General features: G+C 59.3%; 22 protein-coding genes and 1 tRNA gene. 9 read left to right on the forward strand and 14 right to left on the reverse strand.

Annotation, left to right across the window (positions count from 1 at the left end):
- Positions 1-77 precede the first annotated feature (77 nt).
- The 3 genes from IH404_RS14290 (at position 78) to umuC (ending at position 2,076) form a co-directional block, all read left to right on the forward strand.
- Positions 78-287 (forward strand): hypothetical protein, encoded by a 210-nt coding sequence (locus IH404_RS14290; RefSeq protein WP_194438138.1) that lies wholly within the window; start codon positions 78-80, stop codon positions 285-287.
- A gap of 96 nt (positions 288-383) precedes the next feature.
- On the forward strand, positions 384-809 hold the full coding sequence (locus IH404_RS14295) for a S24 family peptidase (protein WP_032880717.1): 426 nt from the start codon (positions 384-386) through the stop codon (positions 807-809).
- Positions 802-2,076 carry a translesion error-prone DNA polymerase V subunit UmuC gene (gene umuC, locus IH404_RS14300; RefSeq protein ID WP_194438143.1) on the forward strand — a complete coding sequence of 425 codons (1,275 nt, stop codon included), beginning with the start codon at positions 802-804 and terminating at the stop codon, positions 2,074-2,076. The genes IH404_RS14295 and umuC overlap by 8 nt, the downstream gene beginning before the upstream one ends.
- Before the next feature lie 3 nt (positions 2,077-2,079).
- On the opposite strand, the gene IH404_RS14305 is transcribed toward umuC, so the two are convergent.
- Both IH404_RS14305 and IH404_RS14310 read right to left on the reverse strand, forming a co-directional pair.
- Positions 2,080-2,289 carry a hypothetical protein gene (locus IH404_RS14305; protein WP_194438145.1) on the reverse strand — a complete coding sequence of 70 codons (210 nt, stop codon included), beginning with the start codon at positions 2,287-2,289 and terminating at the stop codon, positions 2,080-2,082.
- A gap of 168 nt (positions 2,290-2,457) precedes the next feature.
- Positions 2,458-2,544 (reverse strand) — tRNA-Leu (locus IH404_RS14310).
- A gap of 224 nt (positions 2,545-2,768) precedes the next feature.
- On the opposite strand from IH404_RS14310, the gene IH404_RS14315 reads away from it, so the two are divergent.
- The gene (locus IH404_RS14315; RefSeq protein WP_005788147.1) at positions 2,769-3,245 is read left to right on the forward strand and encodes a hypothetical protein; all 477 of its coding nucleotides are present in this window, start codon (positions 2,769-2,771) and stop codon (positions 3,243-3,245) included.
- A gap of 114 nt (positions 3,246-3,359) precedes the next feature.
- Here IH404_RS14315 and IH404_RS14320 read toward each other — a convergent pair whose 3' ends face one another.
- Positions 3,360-3,887, reverse strand: a complete 528-nt coding sequence (locus IH404_RS14320; protein WP_194438147.1) for a DinB family protein — start codon at positions 3,885-3,887, stop codon at positions 3,360-3,362.
- A gap of 125 nt (positions 3,888-4,012) precedes the next feature.
- Here IH404_RS14320 and IH404_RS14325 point away from each other — a divergent pair, with 125 nt between their 5' ends.
- Positions 4,013-4,708 (forward strand): tellurite resistance TerB family protein, encoded by a 696-nt coding sequence (locus IH404_RS14325; RefSeq protein WP_194438148.1) that lies wholly within the window; start codon positions 4,013-4,015, stop codon positions 4,706-4,708.
- Here the strand turns inward: IH404_RS14325 and IH404_RS14330 are convergent.
- The 8 genes from IH404_RS14330 to IH404_RS14365 all read right to left on the reverse strand — a co-directional run bounded on the left by IH404_RS14330 (position 4,705) and on the right by IH404_RS14365 (position 12,440).
- Positions 4,705-5,526, reverse strand: a complete 822-nt coding sequence (locus IH404_RS14330) for a hypothetical protein (RefSeq protein WP_194438150.1) — start codon at positions 5,524-5,526, stop codon at positions 4,705-4,707. The genes IH404_RS14325 and IH404_RS14330 overlap by 4 nt on opposite strands.
- 18 nt (positions 5,527-5,544) lie before the next feature.
- The gene (locus IH404_RS14335) at positions 5,545-5,892 is read right to left on the reverse strand and encodes a DUF2493 domain-containing protein (RefSeq protein WP_194438152.1); all 348 of its coding nucleotides are present in this window, start codon (positions 5,890-5,892) and stop codon (positions 5,545-5,547) included.
- A gap of 63 nt (positions 5,893-5,955) precedes the next feature.
- The gene (mgtA, locus tag IH404_RS14340) at positions 5,956-8,670 is read right to left on the reverse strand and encodes a magnesium-translocating P-type ATPase (RefSeq protein ID WP_194438154.1); all 2,715 of its coding nucleotides are present in this window, start codon (positions 8,668-8,670) and stop codon (positions 5,956-5,958) included.
- Between the two features lie 235 nt (positions 8,671-8,905).
- Positions 8,906-9,199 carry a hypothetical protein gene (locus IH404_RS14345; RefSeq protein WP_005788159.1) on the reverse strand — a complete coding sequence of 98 codons (294 nt, stop codon included), beginning with the start codon at positions 9,197-9,199 and terminating at the stop codon, positions 8,906-8,908.
- Positions 9,200-9,517: 318 nt separating this feature from the next.
- Entirely contained in the window at positions 9,518-10,129 is a 612-nt protein-coding gene (locus tag IH404_RS14350) for a LysE family transporter (RefSeq protein WP_005788161.1), read from the reverse strand.
- Between the two features lie 148 nt (positions 10,130-10,277).
- Positions 10,278-10,769, reverse strand: coding sequence for an arsenate reductase ArsC (locus IH404_RS14355; protein ID WP_194438156.1), 492 nt, complete (start codon positions 10,767-10,769; stop codon positions 10,278-10,280).
- Positions 10,770-10,780: 11 nt separating this feature from the next.
- Positions 10,781-12,064, reverse strand: coding sequence for an arsenic transporter (locus IH404_RS14360; protein WP_005788165.1), 1,284 nt, complete (start codon positions 12,062-12,064; stop codon positions 10,781-10,783).
- 19 nt (positions 12,065-12,083) lie between these two features.
- Positions 12,084-12,440, reverse strand: a complete 357-nt coding sequence (locus IH404_RS14365; protein ID WP_005788167.1) for a metalloregulator ArsR/SmtB family transcription factor — start codon at positions 12,438-12,440, stop codon at positions 12,084-12,086.
- A 175-nt stretch (positions 12,441-12,615) separates the two neighbouring features.
- Here IH404_RS14365 and IH404_RS14370 point away from each other — a divergent pair, with 175 nt between their 5' ends.
- The 4 genes from IH404_RS14370 (at position 12,616) to IH404_RS14385 (ending at position 14,432) form a co-directional block, all read left to right on the forward strand.
- Positions 12,616-12,831: a hypothetical protein gene (locus tag IH404_RS14370; RefSeq protein WP_005788169.1), complete on the forward strand. Its 216-nt coding sequence runs from the start codon at positions 12,616-12,618 to the stop codon at positions 12,829-12,831.
- 71 nt (positions 12,832-12,902) lie between these two features.
- Positions 12,903-13,598: an AzlC family ABC transporter permease gene (locus tag IH404_RS14375; RefSeq protein WP_005788171.1), complete on the forward strand. Its 696-nt coding sequence runs from the start codon at positions 12,903-12,905 to the stop codon at positions 13,596-13,598.
- A complete protein-coding gene (locus tag IH404_RS14380; RefSeq protein WP_005788173.1) occupies positions 13,595-13,906 on the forward strand; it encodes an AzlD domain-containing protein in 312 nt (103 codons plus the stop codon). The genes IH404_RS14375 and IH404_RS14380 overlap by 4 nt, the downstream gene beginning before the upstream one ends.
- A gap of 172 nt (positions 13,907-14,078) precedes the next feature.
- Entirely contained in the window at positions 14,079-14,432 is a 354-nt protein-coding gene (locus tag IH404_RS14385; protein ID WP_005788175.1) for a hypothetical protein, read from the forward strand.
- Between the two features lie 148 nt (positions 14,433-14,580).
- Here the strand turns inward: IH404_RS14385 and IH404_RS14390 are convergent, their stop codons facing one another.
- From IH404_RS14390 to IH404_RS14400, 3 genes are all read right to left on the reverse strand, one after another.
- Entirely contained in the window at positions 14,581-15,285 is a 705-nt protein-coding gene (locus tag IH404_RS14390; RefSeq protein ID WP_005788178.1) for a YoaK family protein, read from the reverse strand.
- Between the two features lie 69 nt (positions 15,286-15,354).
- The gene (locus IH404_RS14395; RefSeq protein WP_194438158.1) at positions 15,355-16,989 is read right to left on the reverse strand and encodes an ABC-F family ATP-binding cassette domain-containing protein; all 1,635 of its coding nucleotides are present in this window, start codon (positions 16,987-16,989) and stop codon (positions 15,355-15,357) included.
- 124 nt (positions 16,990-17,113) lie between these two features.
- Positions 17,114-18,163, reverse strand: a complete 1,050-nt coding sequence (locus tag IH404_RS14400; protein ID WP_005788182.1) for a DNA topoisomerase IB — start codon at positions 18,161-18,163, stop codon at positions 17,114-17,116.
- Positions 18,164-18,172: the final 9 nt, after the last annotated feature.

The following is an 18,172-nucleotide window of genomic DNA, read 5'->3' on the forward strand; positions in this document are numbered from 1 at the left end:
CTCCGCTCGTCGGCGCCGATGAACAGCCGGTCCCCGGCCAATCTCTACACTGTAGACACTGGCCCAAGGTATTCGTCATGGCGACCAACATTGAACAGGTGAACGCAATGGAGGCGTGGTTTGCACTCCGCAATGATCCCGCCTTCATATCGGCCACACCTGAGGAGCGCTACGAATCGCGGCTGGCCCTGGCGGACGACTTGAAGCAGCAGGGCCTGATAGATGAGGGTGAGTGGCGGGAGCTGACGGAAGAGGCGGTCGCCGCATACGCAGACGAATTGGTCTGACGCGCCCGCTTATCAGATATCTCTTACACCAAATTGACCGCAAGCCATCTGCGCTATTAACTGTACATTCGTACAGTGTCTGTAAAAGGCTGCGTCATGAGTTTCTCAATTTTAGGTCCTATCGCCGAGGGTGGCACGAAGCTGCCCTTTTGCTCTTTTCGGGTGCCCGCCGGCTTTCCATCGCCGGCGGCCGATCACATCGAGCAGCACATCTCATTGGATGAGGTCCTAAATATCAGGGCGCCGCACGTCTATCTCATCGCGATTACTGGCGAAAGTATGCAAGGGGCGGGAATTTTTGAGGGAGACTTGGCAGTTGTGGACCGGTCAATTGAGCCGGTTCACGGGCACATCGTTGTCGCTCTCTTGAATAATGATCCTGTATGCAAGCGACTTTGCAAACGTGGGAAAGAGGTGATTCTTTTATCTGAAAACCCAAAATACCCAGCGCGGTATGTCCTGGAGGGCGATGAGCTATCGATCTGGGGCGTAATCACCAGCACAGTGCGTAGTCATGTCTAAATCGCCTGTATTCGCACTTGTCGATTGCAACCGTTTCTACGCTAGCTGTGAGCGCGTGTTTCGCCCGGATCTGGCGCGCGTCCCAATCGTTGTCTTGAGTAACAACGATGGCTGTGTCATTGCGCGTAGCTATGAAGCCTCTCCCTTCGTCAAAATGGGCGAGCCGTATTTTCAGATTAAGCACAAGCTCAGACAGCACGGGATTGTGGCCTTCTCGTCGAATTACGCGCTGTACGGGGATATGAGCCAGCGCGTCATGAGCGTGATTGAATCGCTGGTGCCGGCCGTTGAGGTGTATTCGATTGATGAAGCATTTGCAGACCTGAGCGGTATTACCGGTTTGGACGCTCTGGGCCGACAGATCCGTGCCCAGGTGCTCCGATGTACCGGCATTCCGGTTGGTGTAGGTATTGCTCATACAAAGACTTTGGCCAAGCTGGCCAACCACACGGCAAAGCGACTGCAAGCTCAAACCGGTGGCGTGGTGAACATCACCGATCCGGTCAAGCGCGATTGGGTATTGCGTAATACTGACGTCTGCGAAGTGTGGGGCGTGGGCCGCAAAATGAAGCTCCACCTAGACGCCATGGGCATAAAGTCAGCGATGGACCTGGCCAAGGCAGATCCTTGGACGCTCCGTAAGAAATTCAGCGTAGTGATCGAAAAGACGGCGCGGGAGCTGGCCGGCACATCTTGTCTGGAACTTGACGAGCCCGACCCGCCCAAGCAAGAAATATGCTGCAGCCGGATGTTCGGCAAACGGCTGACCGATCTGCCGCCGATCAAGGAGGCGGTGGCCACCTACATGATGCGCGCCTCAGAAAAGCTTCGCGCCCAAAACTCACTTTGTAAAAAGGTCCGCGTCTGCATCCGCACAGGCATGTTCAACCCCGAGGAGGCGAAGTATGCCAACGGCGTGGTGGTCGATATGCCGTACCCCACCGATGACGTGCGCCTGCTCACGAAAGCCGCTGTCGATGCGCTCGACAGGATTTTTCGGCCGGGTTTCAAATACAGCAAGGCCGAAGTGATGCTGCTCAACCTGTGTCAGCCAGGCGAATACACCGATGATCTTTTTGCAATATCGCAGCCGACCGAAGCAACCCAGGTTATGACGGTCCTTGATCAGATTAACGAGAGGTGGGGAAGGGGAACGCTTCGTTCTGCTAGCGTGCCCACCAATCCCGACTGGGGTATGCGTCGGGAGATGATGAGCCAGAGTTACACCACCAAGCTGGACCAGCTTTGGGCTGTAGCCTGCAAGTAGCTGTTATTCAGGACTCATCAGTACCGCCAGAGTCAGTTTGATGAACTCCTCGTTATCGTCGATGGCTTGAAGGGCGCCACGAACATTATCCGCTATCTCGGCAGAGCCACGCTGCTCCACCCAGTTGGACAATTCCAGGATGGACGCTTCGAGGGCGAGTTGGTTTTCGTAGAGCTTAGAAAGCAGGGAAGGGAGTAGATCTGAATTCGGCATTGGTGTTCCTCCGGAGAGTGAACAGCGTAGTAGTGCGTGTGTTTTTTTGGTAGTTGTGTTCGTTCGGCAGGACGCCGGGGAAGGGATAATTGCGGAACAGCTTGTAAAATTGCGGAACAAAAAAGATAAGGGCCTGCTCAGGTTTCCCTGGCAAGCCCTTGATATCTATGGTGCCCGAACCCGGAATCGAACCGGGACGCCCTTACGAGCGGGGGATTTTAAGTCCCATGCGTCTACCAGTTTCGCCATTCGGGCGGTAGCGCGGTGTAGCAGGGTTGGGAATATATAGATCCTGTCGCTTCGGCGCAACCTCGAAGCGCGCTTTCCTGCATAAAGATACCGATGAAAAAGTGTGGCAGATCAGTGATCTACAGGGCCTTGGGGTTAAGTCCTGATGAATGCTTGCGCCGCAGGAACAAGCCTCATAAATGACAGTCATAGCGACATGCCATCCCGGCAAATCGCAAAGGAGTCAGTTGATGCTCAGTGTCCGTAGGCGTTCTTGGATGATGGCTGCAGGCGTGGTGGGGCTGTTGGGTGCGGCGATAGCTGGCCCGGCGCAGGCGGCGAGTTCGGTGCGGTGGGGAGAGTTCAGTGCATCGTCGACAGACAGATTGACGGGCGCCTCGGTAGAGGCGGGCAATACCTATGTGTTGAAGTCGTCGAGTATTTCCGTCGGCGATATCGAGGCGTTGCAAGCGGCGCAAAAGCGTAGCGAAAGCGAGCTGCAAAGCCTGAAAACCAAAATGGATGATCAGGATCGTGCATTTGACGAGTTCAAGCGTAAAGACGGGTCGAGTTCCAGCAGCAGTGATAGCCAGTTGTCGAGTCTCAAGCGCACGGTGGATGAGCAGAAAAATACGATAGATCGGCAGAAAGACGAAATCGCCGGCCTCAAGCGCGGCCTGGATGATTTGAAGCGCAGTGTGGAGACGTTGAGCAGCAAGGTGAAGTAAAGGAGAGGGCTTGCTCGGGAAAGCTGTGCTTCAGTAACTGGCTCAGTGCCTGACGTACTGCATTCGCGAGCAAGCCCGCTCCCACAAGATTTGTGTTATGCGCTGTGCCCGCGTTCAGTCAATCAGTGCCAGCAGGTCGGTAGTACCTACGTCCACGCCAGCCTGGGTCAGCAGTGTTGTCACCTGGCCCCGGTGGTGGGTCTGGTGGTTGAAAAAGTGCACCAGCAGGCCGAAGAAGGGCTTCTCACCTGCCACGCCGCGCATGTTGTGGTAGCGCAGGCGCTGGTCCAGATGAGACTCCTGCAGCGTGTTGGCCCAATCAATGATCAATTGATCCAGCCAGGCGCGATGGGCTGACAGTTCACTCAAGTTGGCAAAGGCCAATTGCTTGAGATCCACCGGTGTAGGGATGTTACTCAACGGTGCCAACGCGCGAAAGCCCGCCGGATGTTCGGCAAAGCGCTTGAGCCAGACTGTGTCGCCCAGCGTCAGGTGGTTCAAGGTGCCGAGGATCGAGCCGAAAAACGCCTGGCGATCCACTGTCAACTCCGCGTCGGTCAAGGTGCCGGCGGCGGCGTAGACCTTACGGTTCATCCATTGATTGTAGTGGGCCATCAACCCAATATGCTCGATACGGTTCACCGCGGTTCTCCCTTGACGGCATGGTGGCGACATCATAAAGCTTGCCCGCCCGGCGGTCATGGTGTTCCATCGCAGGCGAACTATGTTTGATAAACGCCATTATTGCGCCCCGGGAGGGCGACACCATGAATACCAGCGATCTACTGGAACAACTGTGGCGAGCAGGGCAGCAAAGCGGCGGCGCTTCGGGCGGCGGCCTGGGCGGATTGCTTGGAGGTTTGTTGAAAAACGCCGGTACCGGCAATGCATCAGCCGGTGGCGGCTTGGGTGGTTTACTGGGTGGCCTGGGTGGCTTGTTGGGCGGCGCTCCGGCAGGCGGCACGACCCAGACGCGTAGCAGCGGCGGAATGAATTACGCGGCGCTGGCATCTCTCGGCATGGCCGCCTTCCAGGCGTATCAAGCGTGGCAACGTCAGCAGGCGAGTGCACCGCAGCAAGCCATCCAGACCGTTGACCAGCTTGAAGGTGCGCAGGCCGAAGTTCATAGCCACGGCGTATTGCGTGCATTGATCGCAGCGGCCAAGGCAGACGGCAACATCGATGAACAAGAGCAGCAGATGATCTCTGCCGAGATCGGCCGTCACACCGACGACCCACAATTGCAGCAGTGGCTCGACGCCGAAGTCGCCAAGCCACTGGATGCCGCAGATTTCGCTGAATATGCCAAGGACCCAGCAATCGCTTCGGAGATTTACCTGGCCAGCGTCCTGCTGGTCAATGATCAGCAGGACGCCGAGCGCAACTACCTGGACGATCTGGCCGGGCAGCTGCAAATCGACCCGCAGTTGCAGGTCCACCTGGAGCAACAGGCCAAGGCCTAGAACCTGAAAGTCGCCCCAGTGGTCAGCCACTGGGCACGGTCCCCAGTCAAACTGCGCCCGACCACCAGGTCCACGTCGACAAACTTGCCGACGTGGAATCTCGGCCCCGCCTGCCATGCTTGTTCACCGCCTTCCTGGCCATAGCGTTCGCCAATCAACGTCAACACCTGCGCAAGCTGGTATTCGAAACCCATACCCCAGGTCAGGCGGTGCTGTTGCGCGCCGTCGTTATAGGCATGGTTCCAGCCGGCATTCAGGTTCAGGCGCAGTGCATCCATGGCCTGCCACGTTAACGGCAGGTTGAAGTCAGCGCCGTCGAATGCGTGCTGGCGATCGAGGGCAATGTGTGCCCCGGCGGCGACTGCCAACTCCAGCCCCAGGTCTTCTCGTGACAACAGCTGCGCCTTCACCTGTGGGCTGACTTGCGTTTCGCCCTTTCCCGCGTCAGTGGCCCGCGATAACGCCGCGCCCCACTGCACCCATGGCATACCGCTGAGCGTGCAGGCCGGGGACAAGGTTTCGTTGTGCGTACTGCCTGCGTGCCGATTGGCGGTGTGCCAGGCGTCGATGTTGCATTCGCCTGGCGCATTGATCGCGCCATCATCTACCACGTAGGCGCCGCCGGCAGCATTCGCCTTGGAAACCAGGGCGAGGATTAACAGCGCGCCCAGCGTCACGCCGATAAAGATCAGGTTGCGCTGCAAGGCGCGGCGCTTGGCCGGTGGCAAGAGCAGCAGGGTGGGACGCGCCCTGCGCAAATGGCGCGCGCGATATTTGGCAAACCCGTCCGTGTGCTTCGGGTTGTGTGGGTTGTGCATGATGCACCTCGCTTGAATTCAGCTTTCTACGGTCAGCACCGAAATGCCGCTGGCTTTGGCCTGGCAGACCAGCTCCGAGGTATTGTCACCGCCGGGCAGGGCGATGATCAGGTCGGGGCGGCTGTCGGCCAGCATGAAGTGGTTGCGCTGGCGTTCCGCCTGTTTGCCGTGGCGCTGCCAATTGGGTGGGTAGCGCACCACGTCGATACCGATTTCCCGCGCCCATTCCTCGATCTCGCTGCCGAGGAACTGGTTGCCGCCGTGGATCAACACCTGCACTGGGTGCAGGCGGTGGTAAGCGTCCAGCACGTGGCGGGACTTTTTGGTGTCGGCGTAATGACGACCTGCACAGATCAAGACGCGCATAGGGAGCATCCTTGTATTGCACGGCGGCGGCCGGGCGACCACCACCGTTTGAATGGCGGGGGATCAGTACCACTGCTTGAAGCGGCGGATGTAGATCGTTTTCATCAGTTGAGCGACGCAGCAGTAAGCCAGCAGGGTGCCTACCAGCCATGGGAAGTACGCCATCGGTAGCGGTTGCAGCCCCACCAGGGTGCCCAGCGGCGAGAACGGCACGTAGATGCCCAAGGCGATCACAATGCAGGTCATCATCAACACCGGCCATGCGGCCGTGCTCTGGAAGAACGGAATCTTGCGGGTGCGCAGCATATGCACCACCAGGGTTTGCGAGAGCAGCCCTTCGATAAACCAACCTGATTGGAACAGCGTCTGCATTTCCACACTGTTGGCCGAGAACACGTACCACATCAGGGCAAAGGTGGTGATGTCGAAGATTGATGAGGTCGGCCCGATCCAGATCATGAAGCGGCCGATGTTTTTCGCATCCCACTTGCGCGGTTTGGCGAGGTATTCCTTGTCCATCTTGTCCCACGGCAGAGCCAGTTGGGAGATGTCGTACATCAGGTTCTGCAGCAACAGGTGGATCGCCAGCATCGGCATGAACGGAATGAACGCACTGGCTACCAGCACCGAGAACACGTTGCCGAAGTTGGAGCTGGCGGTCATGTTCAGGTACTTCATGATATTGCCGAAGGTTTCGCGGCCCTTGAGCACGCCTTCTTCCAGCACCATCAAGCTCTTTTCCAGCAGGATGATGTCGGCCGACTCCTTGGCGATATCCGTGCCGCTGTCCACCGAAATACCCACGTCGGCATCCCGTAGCGCCGGTGCATCGTTGATGCCGTCGCCGAGAAAGCCCACCGTATGGCCGTTGGCTTGCAGCGCCTTGAGCACACGGGATTTTTGCAGCGGCGTCAGCTTGGCGAACACCGTGCGTTCTTCCACGCGGCGCAGCAGGGTGGCGTCGTCCATGGCTTCGATTTCCACGCCCAGCAGCGGCTGGCCGGGTTCGAGGCCAACCTGGCGGCAGATCTTGCTGGTGACCACCGCGTTGTCGCCGGTCAACACTTTGACCGCCACGCCAATCTGTTGCAGCGCGGCAATTGCCGGGCCCGCGGTTTCCTTCGGCGGGTCGAGGAAGGTCAGGAAGCCCTGGATCACCAGGTTGCGTTCATCGGCAGTGGTGTATTGCTGACGCGCCAATGCCTTGGGGATATGGCGGGTTGCGACCACCAGTACCCGGAAACCGTCTTCGTTGTAGTCGTTGGCAATCGCCAGCAGTGCCTCGCGACGGCGATCGTCCAGAGGCACGGCAGCGCCGTCTTCCAGGGTGTGGGTCGAGATGCTCAGCATCTCTTCCACGGCCCCTTTGCACACCAGCAACTGGTCACCGGCGGCATCCTTGACCACGATCGACAGGCGACGGCGTACAAAGTCGAAGGGCAATTCATCGACCTTGCTGTAGGCAAATGGCATCTGGAACTTGGGGTTTTGCGCCGAGAACTGCACCACGGCCTGGTCCATCAGGTTCTTCATGCCGCTCTGGTGAAAGCTGTTGAGCCAGGCCAGGGACAGCACCGCGTCGTCGCGCTGGCCGAAGGCGTTGACGTGATGCTCAAGGATGATCTTGTCCTGGGTCAGGGTGCCGGTCTTGTCGGTGCACAGCACATCCATTGAACCGAAGTTCTGGATCGCGTTGAGGCGCTTGACCACCACTTTGCGCTTGGCCATGGCTGTAGCGCCTTTGGCCAGGTTGGCACTGACGATCATCGGCAGCATTTCCGGGGTCAGGCCGACGGCCACCGCCAGGGCAAACAGGAAGGCATCGCCCCAGTCCCCCTTGGAGAAGCCATTGAGGAAGAACACGATCGGCACCATCACCAACATGAAGCGGATCAGCAGCCAACTGACACTGTTCACGCCACGGTCGAAGGCGGTTTGCACCCGCGAGCCGACAATCGCCTTGGCCAGGGAGCCGAAGTAAGTGCGCGGTCCGGTAGCCACCACCACCGCCTTGGCGCGGCCGCTCACCACGTTGGTGCCCATGAAGCAGATGTTCGGCAGGTCCAGTAGATTGCCTTGGTCGGCGGCGAGGTTGGAGGCGGATTTTTGCGTGACATCGCCCAGGGTGTCGTACTTCTCCACCGGCAAGGCTTCACCGGTCAGCACGGCCTGGCTGATAAACAGGTCGCGGGACTCGATCAGGCGGATGTCGGCGGGGATCATGTCGCCTGCCGACAACTGCACGATATCGCCGGCCACCAGATCGCGCATCGGCACTTCGCGCAAGGTGGGCTGGGCGCCGACCTGTTCGCGACGTAGCACGGTGGCGGTAGTGCGTACCATCGCCTTCAGGGCCTCGGCGGATTTGGCCGAACGGTGTTCCTGCCAGAAGCGCAGCAGGCTGCTGAGCAACACCATGGTCATGATGATGATGACTTTGGTCAGATCGACTTCTTCACCTGCCTGCAGTGGCAACCAATAGTCGGTGACAAAGCTGATGCCGGCCAGGGTCAACAGCACGTAGATGAACGGGTTGTTCAGTGCCTGCAGGAACTGGACGATGGCGTGTGGCGGCTTGTCATGGGCGACTTCGTTATAGCCTTCCCGTTGCAGGCGGGCCGAGGCGTCCAGTTCGGTCAGACCGTCCTGGGTGGCTCGTACATTGGCGAGGGTGGCCGCCAGCCCATTCTGGGCTTCACGGGCGGCGCGCATCGACAGCTTGGTGTCGGCAGCGGTGCCATTTTTCTTGTGCAGAGGCGTGTTTTTTACGGCGCTCATTGTCTGTACTCCTGTCGCCAATTCTCGACAAAACATACCCGGTACTTACCTGCATACAGGCGAGCGAAAGCATGCCGAGCCGCGGACTTCGCGATCGGTTTAAATAAAGTGTTCAGGTAACTTCTACAATGCCCGCTAACAGCGCATTAATTAACTTGCGCGCAGCGGGCTCCTACTGGACTTGTTCATAAAGAACTCCAGGGCATCAATAAGAAAGTTGTTGTTTCCAGCCAGGTCAGGCGGCGCGAGCGCTCACGTAAAGACCGAGCATCAAGCTGGCTTGCGCCAGGCGGGAAACCTTGGGTCTCTGTGGGTCTTGAGGGTCGGCGTGATCCCAGTGCTGCACCAGTTGGCCGCTGTCAGGGCAGATACGCCAGTGCGCCAGCGGCGGTACCGGGCGTACTTGGGAGGAGGGTGCAGCAAAGGCCGGGCGGGTTGGCATGAAGCCCACGGGCTCGCGGCACAGCTTGGCGCGCAAGGCTGCGGCCAGTGTAGGTACATCGGGTAAAGCAATGAGTTGGAAGGTCATAACACACCTCGGGACCGGACACGCGACCGGTGAGGCAGTTACGGTGGAGCATCAAGCTCTAGCGCAGCTTACCGGACCTGGAAGGCGAGTCCTGTCATATTCTGGGTTTGGCGCCCGATGCCCGCAGAGGCGGTGCTCGGACAGCGACTAGATACTGTGTCCATTGGCTTCTTTTGTGAGGTTTAAAAAAGGCCCCAGTTGCGGGCACGGGCAATCTACTCAGAGCGTTACAGAATGTCAACGCATGATTAACTAAATTAGTCCGCGTTCAGAGTTTGTTCAGACAAGAGGCATGTGCAAGTTGCTGACCAGATAACTTTATATACCTTGCGCGGCGAGTATCGCCAGATAGATCAATACTAAACCGCACGCCGCATAACTCACGCGTTGCCAGGTCGGTGAAGCGTTCTTGCGCAGCAGGTTCACCAACGCGGCGGTGAGAAAACACGAGAGCACCGACGCCAGCATGAATCCGGCAAAAAACGTCAGGGTCTGCCCCTGGCTGGGGGTTGCGCCGACGATGCCGGACAGGGCGCTGCCCAGGGCGCCCCAGTAGACAATATTCTTCGGGTTGGCCAGGGAGATCGCCGCGCCTACGGCCAACGCATTTTTGCCTGAGCTGGCAGGGACGTTGTCGGTTGCGGGTAACTGCCAGGCATCAATCAGGCTGCGGATGCCCAGCCAGGCCAGGTACAGCGCACAGACGATCGTCAGTGGCACTCGCACCGCATCATGCTGAATCAGCAGTGCGATACCGGTGAGGCCGATCACCGCCCAGACGGCATCGCCTACGAGGGAACCAAACTGCACCATCAGGGCCGGTGTGAAACCATGGAGCAAGCCGCGACGCAAAGTCTCTGCCAGCACCGCGCCAGGAGACAGGCAAAACACAAAACCGAATACCAGCGCATAGACAAAGATCGACAGCATGCCCGTGTCCTTTCGAGAAAGTGCGAAAGCATACGTCAGCGCAGGGTTAAGAAACCATGCAGATTTGAATGGTCCACGATCCAAATGTGGGAGGGGGCTTGCCCCCGATAGCAGTGTGTCAGTCAGCTCATCTGTAGCTGACCCTCCGCTATCGGGAGCAAGCCCCCTCCCACATTGAGGCTATACGCTCAAGTTCAGCCTTCAATTCATCCGGCGATAAATGTGCAAAGGGCAGCGCAAAAAACGCTTCGCAGCGTGCGGCGATAATGTCGAGGGTGGCCTTGAATGCAGTGTCTACTTGCGCCTCATCACCCTGCACCTCGGAAGGGTCTGCCAAGCCCCAATGCGCCTTCAGCGCCGGGCCGAAATACACCGGGCACGCTTCACCGGCTGCTTTATCGCACACCGTGATGACCACATCCGGCGGGCTGCCTTCAAAGGCGTCATTGCCCTTGCTGTACAAACCTTCGGTGCTGATGCCGGCTGCCTGCAGCGTGCTCAGGCTGCGGGGCAAAACCTGGCCCTTGGGGAAACTACCGGAGCTGATCGCTTCGAAGCCCTCAGGCGCCATGTGATTGAACATCGCTTCGGACAAGATGCTACGGCAACTGTTGGCGGTACACATGAACAGCACTTTCATTGCAGGCTCCTTTAAACGCTCAGGCGCAAGGCGAGGGCAGCGAGGGTGATCAACAGCACCGGCAAAGTCAGCACGATCCCGACCTTGAAGTAGTAACCCCAAGTGATAGTGATGCCTTTGCGTGCCAGGATATGCAGCCACAGCAAGGTGGCCAAACTGCCTATGGGGGTGATTTTTGGGCCCAGGTCGCTGCCGATCACATTGGCGTAGATCATTGCGTCCTTGACCACGCCCACAGCATGGCTGGACTCGATGGAGAGTGCGCCGATCAGCACCGTCGGCAGGTTATTCATCGCCGATGAGAGCAGTGCCGTCAGCACCCCGGTGCCCATAGCCGCGCCCCACACACCATAGGTGGCGAAAGTGTCGAGCCAGGTCGCCAGGTAGTCGGTCAGGCCGGCGTTACGCAGCCCATACACCACCAGGTACATGCCCAGGGAAAAGATCACGATCTGCCAGGGCGCTTCCTTGAGGACTTTACGTGTGGAAATCTTGTGGCCCTTGGCGGCAATCACCAGCAGCAGTACGGCGCAGACGGCGGAAATCGCACTGATGGGAATGCCCAGAGGTTCCAGGGCGAAACAGCCGATGAGCAGAATACCCAGTACCCACCAACCGGCGCGGAACGTCGCGGGGTCGTGGATGGCACTGGCGGGCTCTTCCAGGTCGGCCGGGTCGTAGGTCTGGGGAATGTCCCGGCGAAAAAACCACAACAGCACTGCCAGGGTTGCGGCCACACTGACCAGGTTCACCGGCACCATCACGGCGGCATATTCGTTGAAGCCGATCTTGAAGTAGTCCGCCGAGACGATGTTTACCAGGTTCGACACCACCAATGGCAGGCTCGCCGTATCGGCGATAAACCCGGCGCCCATGACGAATGCCAGGGTCGCCGCCGGTGAAAAACGCAGGGCCAGCAGCATCGACATCACGATGGGCGTGAGAATCAACGCCGCACCGTCATTGGCGAACAGCGCCGACACCAGCGCACCGAGCAGCACCATATAGGCAAACAACCGCCGTCCGCGGCCACGGCCCCAACGCGCCACATGCAGGGCGGTCCAGGCAAAGAAGCCGGCTTCGTCCAGCAACAGGCTGATGATGATCAGCGCGACGAAGGTACCGGTGGCATTCCAGATGATGTGCCACACCACGGGGATGTCCGCCAGGCTGATCACCCCGCAACCCAGGGCCAGCATTGCGCCCAGGCTGGCACTCCAACCCACGCCAAGGCCCTTGGGCTGCCAGATGACCAGTACGATGGTGACGAGGAAAATCGCAATTGCGACAAGCATGAATAAACGCTCCGATGGCTCAGCAGCAGGTGCTGGCCCGTTGTGGTCTGTCGCCCATTGCATCCAGACGCAGCGCGTCGTTCTGCAACCATGGCTGGTTGGCTTGCAGGGTGGTGTCCAACACCTGTGTGACCCAGGCGGGCAGTGCCGGGTTGATGCGGTAGTAGATCCATTGCCCTTGACGGCGGTCCAGCAGCAGCCCGCAACTGCGCAGTTGCGCCAGATGACGGGATATCTTCGGCTGGCTATCGTCCAAGGCATGGATCAGTTCGCATACGCAAAGTTCGCCTTCGCGCAGGATCAATAGGGTCATCCGAGCGCGGGTGGCATCAGCCAGGCACTTGAACAGGCTGGGAGGAGAGAGGAGATCCGACATGATCAGGGTATCCATATATGGTTATTCGAATATACGTATTTCCATATGTTTTGGTCAAATCCGGTTTCAGTTGATATGGGTCAAATGCCCGTGAAACAGCCACAACTGTTTGAAATTAAAATGAAACACAAAGGTCCTACAGTGCCTGCTCATTGCTCATGAAGGAAGAACCCGCGTGACCCGTGCCACTCGCAACCTGCGCAAGACCTTGGATTCCGTCGCGGAAAATAACGAAACCGCGGCGTTCGACCTGATGCGCGCCGTGGAAAAACTCGGTGACGAAGTGCTGCGCCAGCGCCTGCTCAACACCATCCACCGGCTGAACCAGGACGCGTACGAACTGCGTGAAGCGCGGGATTCGGTGGAGCAGGTTTCGGTGAGGCTCGCCTGAGCAAGATCGTTCAAGACAAGCCCCTGGTTGCGCTGGCATGCTTGTCGACTGTCCGTCGATGAGCCGTTTCCATGCCCACTGCATTACCTCATTACGCCTTCACTCGCGGCGCCATCGCCGTTATTCCCTTGTCTCTTGCCTGCGCCCCGTGGGGGTTGCTCGCCGGCTCCATGGCCATCGATGCGCAATTTACCCCGCTGCAAGCCCAAGGCTTGTCTGCCATCGTGTTTGCCGGCGCGGCGCAGTTGGTGGCCATCGGCATGGTCAAGAGCGGTGCCAGCCTGATATCCATCGTACTCACCACTTTGTTACTGACCTCCCAGCATCTGCTCTATGGCATGCACATGCGTCCCACGTTGTCGTCGCTCAATGTCCGGTGGCGCATGAGCCTGGGTTTCCTGCTGACCGATGAATTCTTTGCCCTGGTCAACCACTATGACCGCCAGACCTTCAATCGCTGGTACGCATTGGGCGTCGGCCTGACGTTTTACATCATCTGGAACCTGTTCACCCTGGCCGGCATTGTGTTGGGCAAAAGCATTCCGGGCCTTGATCAGTTGGGGCTGGAGTTTTCCATTGCCGCAACCTTTATCGCCCTGATCACTCCGGTGGTGCGCGATGTGCCGACCGTGGTGTGCGTCGCGGTCTCGCTGCTGTGTTCGGTGTGGTTGAGTTATTTGCACTGGGAGTCGGCGGTGGTGGTCTCGGGTGTACTGGGGATGAGCGCAGGTTTTGCCTGCAAGCGATTGGGAGTTGGGCAGCGATGATTTACCTGATGATTGTGGCCATGGGCCTTGTGGTGTTTTTCAACCGCTACCTGTTTATCGAGCCACGTTTGCCGGTGAGGCTTAATCGTGGCGCCCGTGAGTTCCTGGGCTTTGCCGTGCCGGGGATGCTTACGGCGATCTGCGGGCCGATTATTTTCCTGGCAGATCATCGGCTCAACCTGAGCCCGAGCAACCCTTACTTGCTCGCAGGTATCTGCGCCGTGGCCTTGATGTTCTGGACGCGCAGTGTGCTGATCACTGTGCTGTTGAGCATGGCGCTGTTCTATCTGTTTCGCTGGTGGTTCTGACGCCAGGGCAAAAAAAAACCCGCGGGAGGGCGGGCAGAAGGGAGACTTCCAAAAAATGAGCTTGGCCACTATAGACAGCAGGTTGGCCCGTCACAGTGAAACAAAGTTCATGGGCGCGTCAGTTGGCCGCGGCACAGTGGTAGAGTCACGGTTTTTCCAAGGAAGCACAGGCATGTTCAAGATGGTAATCGGCGCATTGGTACTGGCCGCACTGGCCGGTTGCGCGGGCTCGAAGATGAAAGAGGCGCGTGCAGGCAGCCCCTATAAAACCCTAGCATCGGACAAGGCCACCCTGGTGGTCGCCCAGTGCATTCAGTTCGGCTGGCAGGATGAGCGCGTGTTCGGCGTTGATGCCGGCGGTTTCAAAGAACCCACCGAGGCAGGTGGCTACACCGTCTACACCACGGCCGGCGACTACTTTGTTGACATACAAAGCACAGGAGCGGGTTCTACCGTCAAATACTATGCCGTGGAGGACAACATGCCAGCCAAACGTCGCCTGGCAGCGCTTGCCACTTGTCTGTAATACCTTGCCTTGACCCGATTCCGAAACGCCTGGCGGGACAGCCGCCGGGCATTGCCTTATGATTCAATCGCTCGCTCGACGTGATGGCTCTTTACCGGTACACGGATGTCGAGGCTTAAACGTCGAGCGAGCACCTCTTTGTTCAACCTCAACGCGGCATAAAACCCAAGTGCCAGCGCCGCGGAATCATCAATGTCGCCAGCCCCAATAACCCCGCCAATGCACCACTGACCCACAGTGCGCGCAGTCCCATTTGCTGCTCCAGCAGTGCGCCGATCACGGCACCGACAAACATTCCGGCCCACGGAATCAATTGCACGCGCCAACCATTGCGACGCTCGCCCATTACCCAGCGCCCCAGCCCGCGACCAAAGCGTGAGAGCGCCCCGGTGACGTAAGTGAGCCCCACGGGTAATCCGTTCACTTCTTCGACCGCCGCGTTGAGCATGCCCATGGCAATAATTGCCGCGAGCAACGCGGGCAAGGTGTCGGTTGCCGGCAACAGCGCCGCGCCGCAGAGCAAGGCGCCGATGCACAGCAACAACGGCAGTGCGTGGCGCTTGCTGAAACGGCTGACCACTACACCCAAGGCATTACCGACCACAAAGGTGGCAACCAGCAACACCAGACGCCCGGTGAGCCCCAGGTCACCCGCGCTGATGGCCACCGCCAGGCGCGTGGTGTTGCCGCTCATGAACGAGACGAAATCGCCGCTGGCCATAAAGCCAATGGCATCGGTCATGCCCGCCAGCACTGACAGGCAGGCCACCAGCATCAAGCCCACGCGGCCACGCCAGCGCTGGCGATGGGCGAGCGTGGCATTGGTGTAAGGCTTGCGGGACGAAGGCAGCATGGGGCTGGTTTCCACGATGAGATTATTCGGCCACTACCGTAGGACGCTTTGCGTGTATGCGCAATGACCTCAGGCACGTTCCAGTTGCCAGCCTGTGGGGTGCCAGGTCAGATGATGAGTCGGCTCGATCGCCTGCAAGAATGCAGGGTCGTGTGACACGGCCAGCATCGCGCCGGTAAATCCCTTCAAGGCCTGCTCAAAGGCAAGCACCGACTCCAGGTCCAAGTGGTTGGTGGGTTCATCCAGGAGTAACAATTGCGCCGGTGTATCACGCCACAAGGCAACGGCCATGGCGGCTTTCAAGCGCTCGCCACCGCTGAGTTGCCCGGTCGGCCGCGTGACCCGCGAAGCATCCAGCTGCAGCAGCGCCAGGCGCGTGCGCAGTTCGGCTTCGGCCAACGGCGTGTCGAGCAGGTTGAGCTGCTCGACAATGCTGCACCGGTCATCCAGCAACGCCAGCTGCTGATCGATATAAGCGCTGGGCACCGCCACTGTGCACTCGCCACTGACCGCCTGCCACTGGCCTGCAAGTAATTTGAGCAGGGTGGATTTACCGCAACCGTTCGGCCCGCGTACGGCAACGCGTGCGGCCCCCGACAGGCTGATCGTCAGGTAGGTGCCCGACGCCTTGGGGTCGAGCCAGGGCAATTGCGCATGTTCCAGCGTCAGGACCTGCCGGCCGTTGGGTACTGCCGAGCCTGGCAAGGCGAGCAGGGTCGGCGTCTCATCCACTACGCGCGCGTAGGCTTGGCGTACCTGGGCGTCGAGTTGGTGTTTGTGATCGTGGTGGGCACTGCGCACCGTGCTGACGACTTCCTTGGCAGCGCTTTTCCAGCGGGCTTTGGTAAAACGGTCGACGTTGGCGGTCTCGGCCTGCTTGCGTGAGCGCGCAGCATGACGCTGGAGGTTGTCATGGTCTTTTTGCAAGCGCCGACGCTCACGGCTACGTTCCTGGCGCGCATGTTCCCATGCGGCGATAGCGGCGTGCTGTTGGGTATCGTGTTGCTGTCGATAGGCAGCGTAGTTGCCGCCATACACCTGAACGCCAAGGGGCGATAATTCGATGATGCGCGCCATGGTGTCGAGTAATTGGCGGTCATGGCTGACCACCACCAGGCCGCCGCGCCAATCAGCCAGTTCTCGCAACAGCCACTCGCGCCCGGCGCTGTCGAGGTGGTTGCTGGGTTCGTCCAGAATCAACAACTGCGGCGCCGCCAACAGCGCTCCGATCAGCGCGACCCTGGCCAGTTGGCCGCCGCTGAGTCGGTCGGCTTGAGTGTCGGTGGCAAGTGTTGGCAAGCCTGCGGCATCCAATGCCAGGCGCAGGCGCTCTGCGAGGTCCCAGCGATCATCGATCAGTTCCAGATCGCCCAGGCGGCCGTCGCCGCGCGCCATACGCTCCAGGGCGGCCAGCGCAGGGGCGGTGCCAGTGATATGGGCGACAGTTTCTCCCGCTTGAATCGTCAACGCCTGGGGCACATAGATCAGGCTGAGTGGTCTTTTCAATGTGCCTGAAGACGGTTGCAGGATGCCGGCCATCAACTTCGCCAGGATACTTTTGCCACGGCCATTGCGCCCGACGATGCCGGTGTGGGTGCAATCAATGGACAGGTTCACGTCCTCCAGCAAGGTTTCGCCATTGGCGAACTGGAAAGACACATGTTGCAGGGAAACAAGAACGGGCAGCCGGTTGACGTCAGTCATCAGCACCTCCAAAAAAATGTCGAACAGGCCAACAAGCGCGCCAGGCGGCTCGTTGCGGATACATTCTGGAAGGCTTAGTTGTTCACGTCGGCGCTCGTCCCGTAAATCAGAAGGGGCGCAAAGGCTACCCCACCTTGGCTTTGTGCGGCAAGTCTTCGGCCAGCTTCTCCAGGAACATCGCCAGGGCGACTTCCTCGGCTTTCAGACCCTTGCGCACTCGTGGCTTGGGCAGTTTCGACAGTTCACCGAGGCTGAAATGCTCAAGCACCGCGGGGTGGATGTAGCACTTGCGGCACACGGCGGGCGTGTTGCCCAACTGCCTGGCCACGTCCTTGACCATTCCTACCACGTGCCGCTTGGCGTCTGACTCCGGCTGCCACGCCAACTCGCGCAACACCGCCAATGCCATCGCCGTGCCCGCCCAGGTGCGGTAGTCCTTGGCGGTGAAGTCTTCGCCGGTGAGTTCGTGCAGGTAAGCGTTGACGTCATGGGAACTGACGGTGTGGCGTTCACCGTCTTCGTCCAGGTACTGGAACAGGTTCTGCCCGGGCAATTCCATGCAGCGCTTGACCACGCGGGCCAGGCGTCGGTCCTTGACGCTCACTTGGTGCTCGACACCGCTTTTGCCGCGAAACTGAAACTGGATTTCGCTGCCCTTGATGTCCACGTGGCGATTGCGCAGGGTGGTCAGGCCGTAGGATTTATTCTCGCGGGCGTATTGGGTATTGCCGACGCGGATCAGCGTGGCGTCCAGCAACGTCACCACCGTGGCCAGCACCTTTTCGCGGGTAAAGCCGGGCTCGGCGATTTGGGCTTCCAGCTGTTTGCGCAATTTTGGCAAGGCGCTGCCGAATGCCTGCAACCGCGAATACTTGTCGCTGTCACGCACTTCGCGCCAGCGTGGGTGGTAACGGTATTGCTTGCGGCCACGGGCGTCGCGGCCGGTGGCTTGCAGATGACCGCGCGGGTCTGCGCAGATCCACACATCGGTGTAGGCGGGCGGTACAGCCAGCGCGTTCAGACGTTTGATTTCATCGGCATCGGTAATGCGCTGGCCTTTTGCGTCCAGGTATTGAAACTTGCCCCGCAGCTTTTTACGGCGGATTCCAGGCTGGGTGTCATCCACATAATGCAGGTCACGGGGCAGGTCGGCGGGCAACGAAGAGTCGGGCATGGTGCGGGT

Origin of the sequence: Pseudomonas sp. OST1909, assembly GCF_015277575.1 — a bacterium.
Taxonomy (GTDB): domain Bacteria; phylum Pseudomonadota; class Gammaproteobacteria; order Pseudomonadales; family Pseudomonadaceae; genus Aquipseudomonas; species Aquipseudomonas synxantha_A.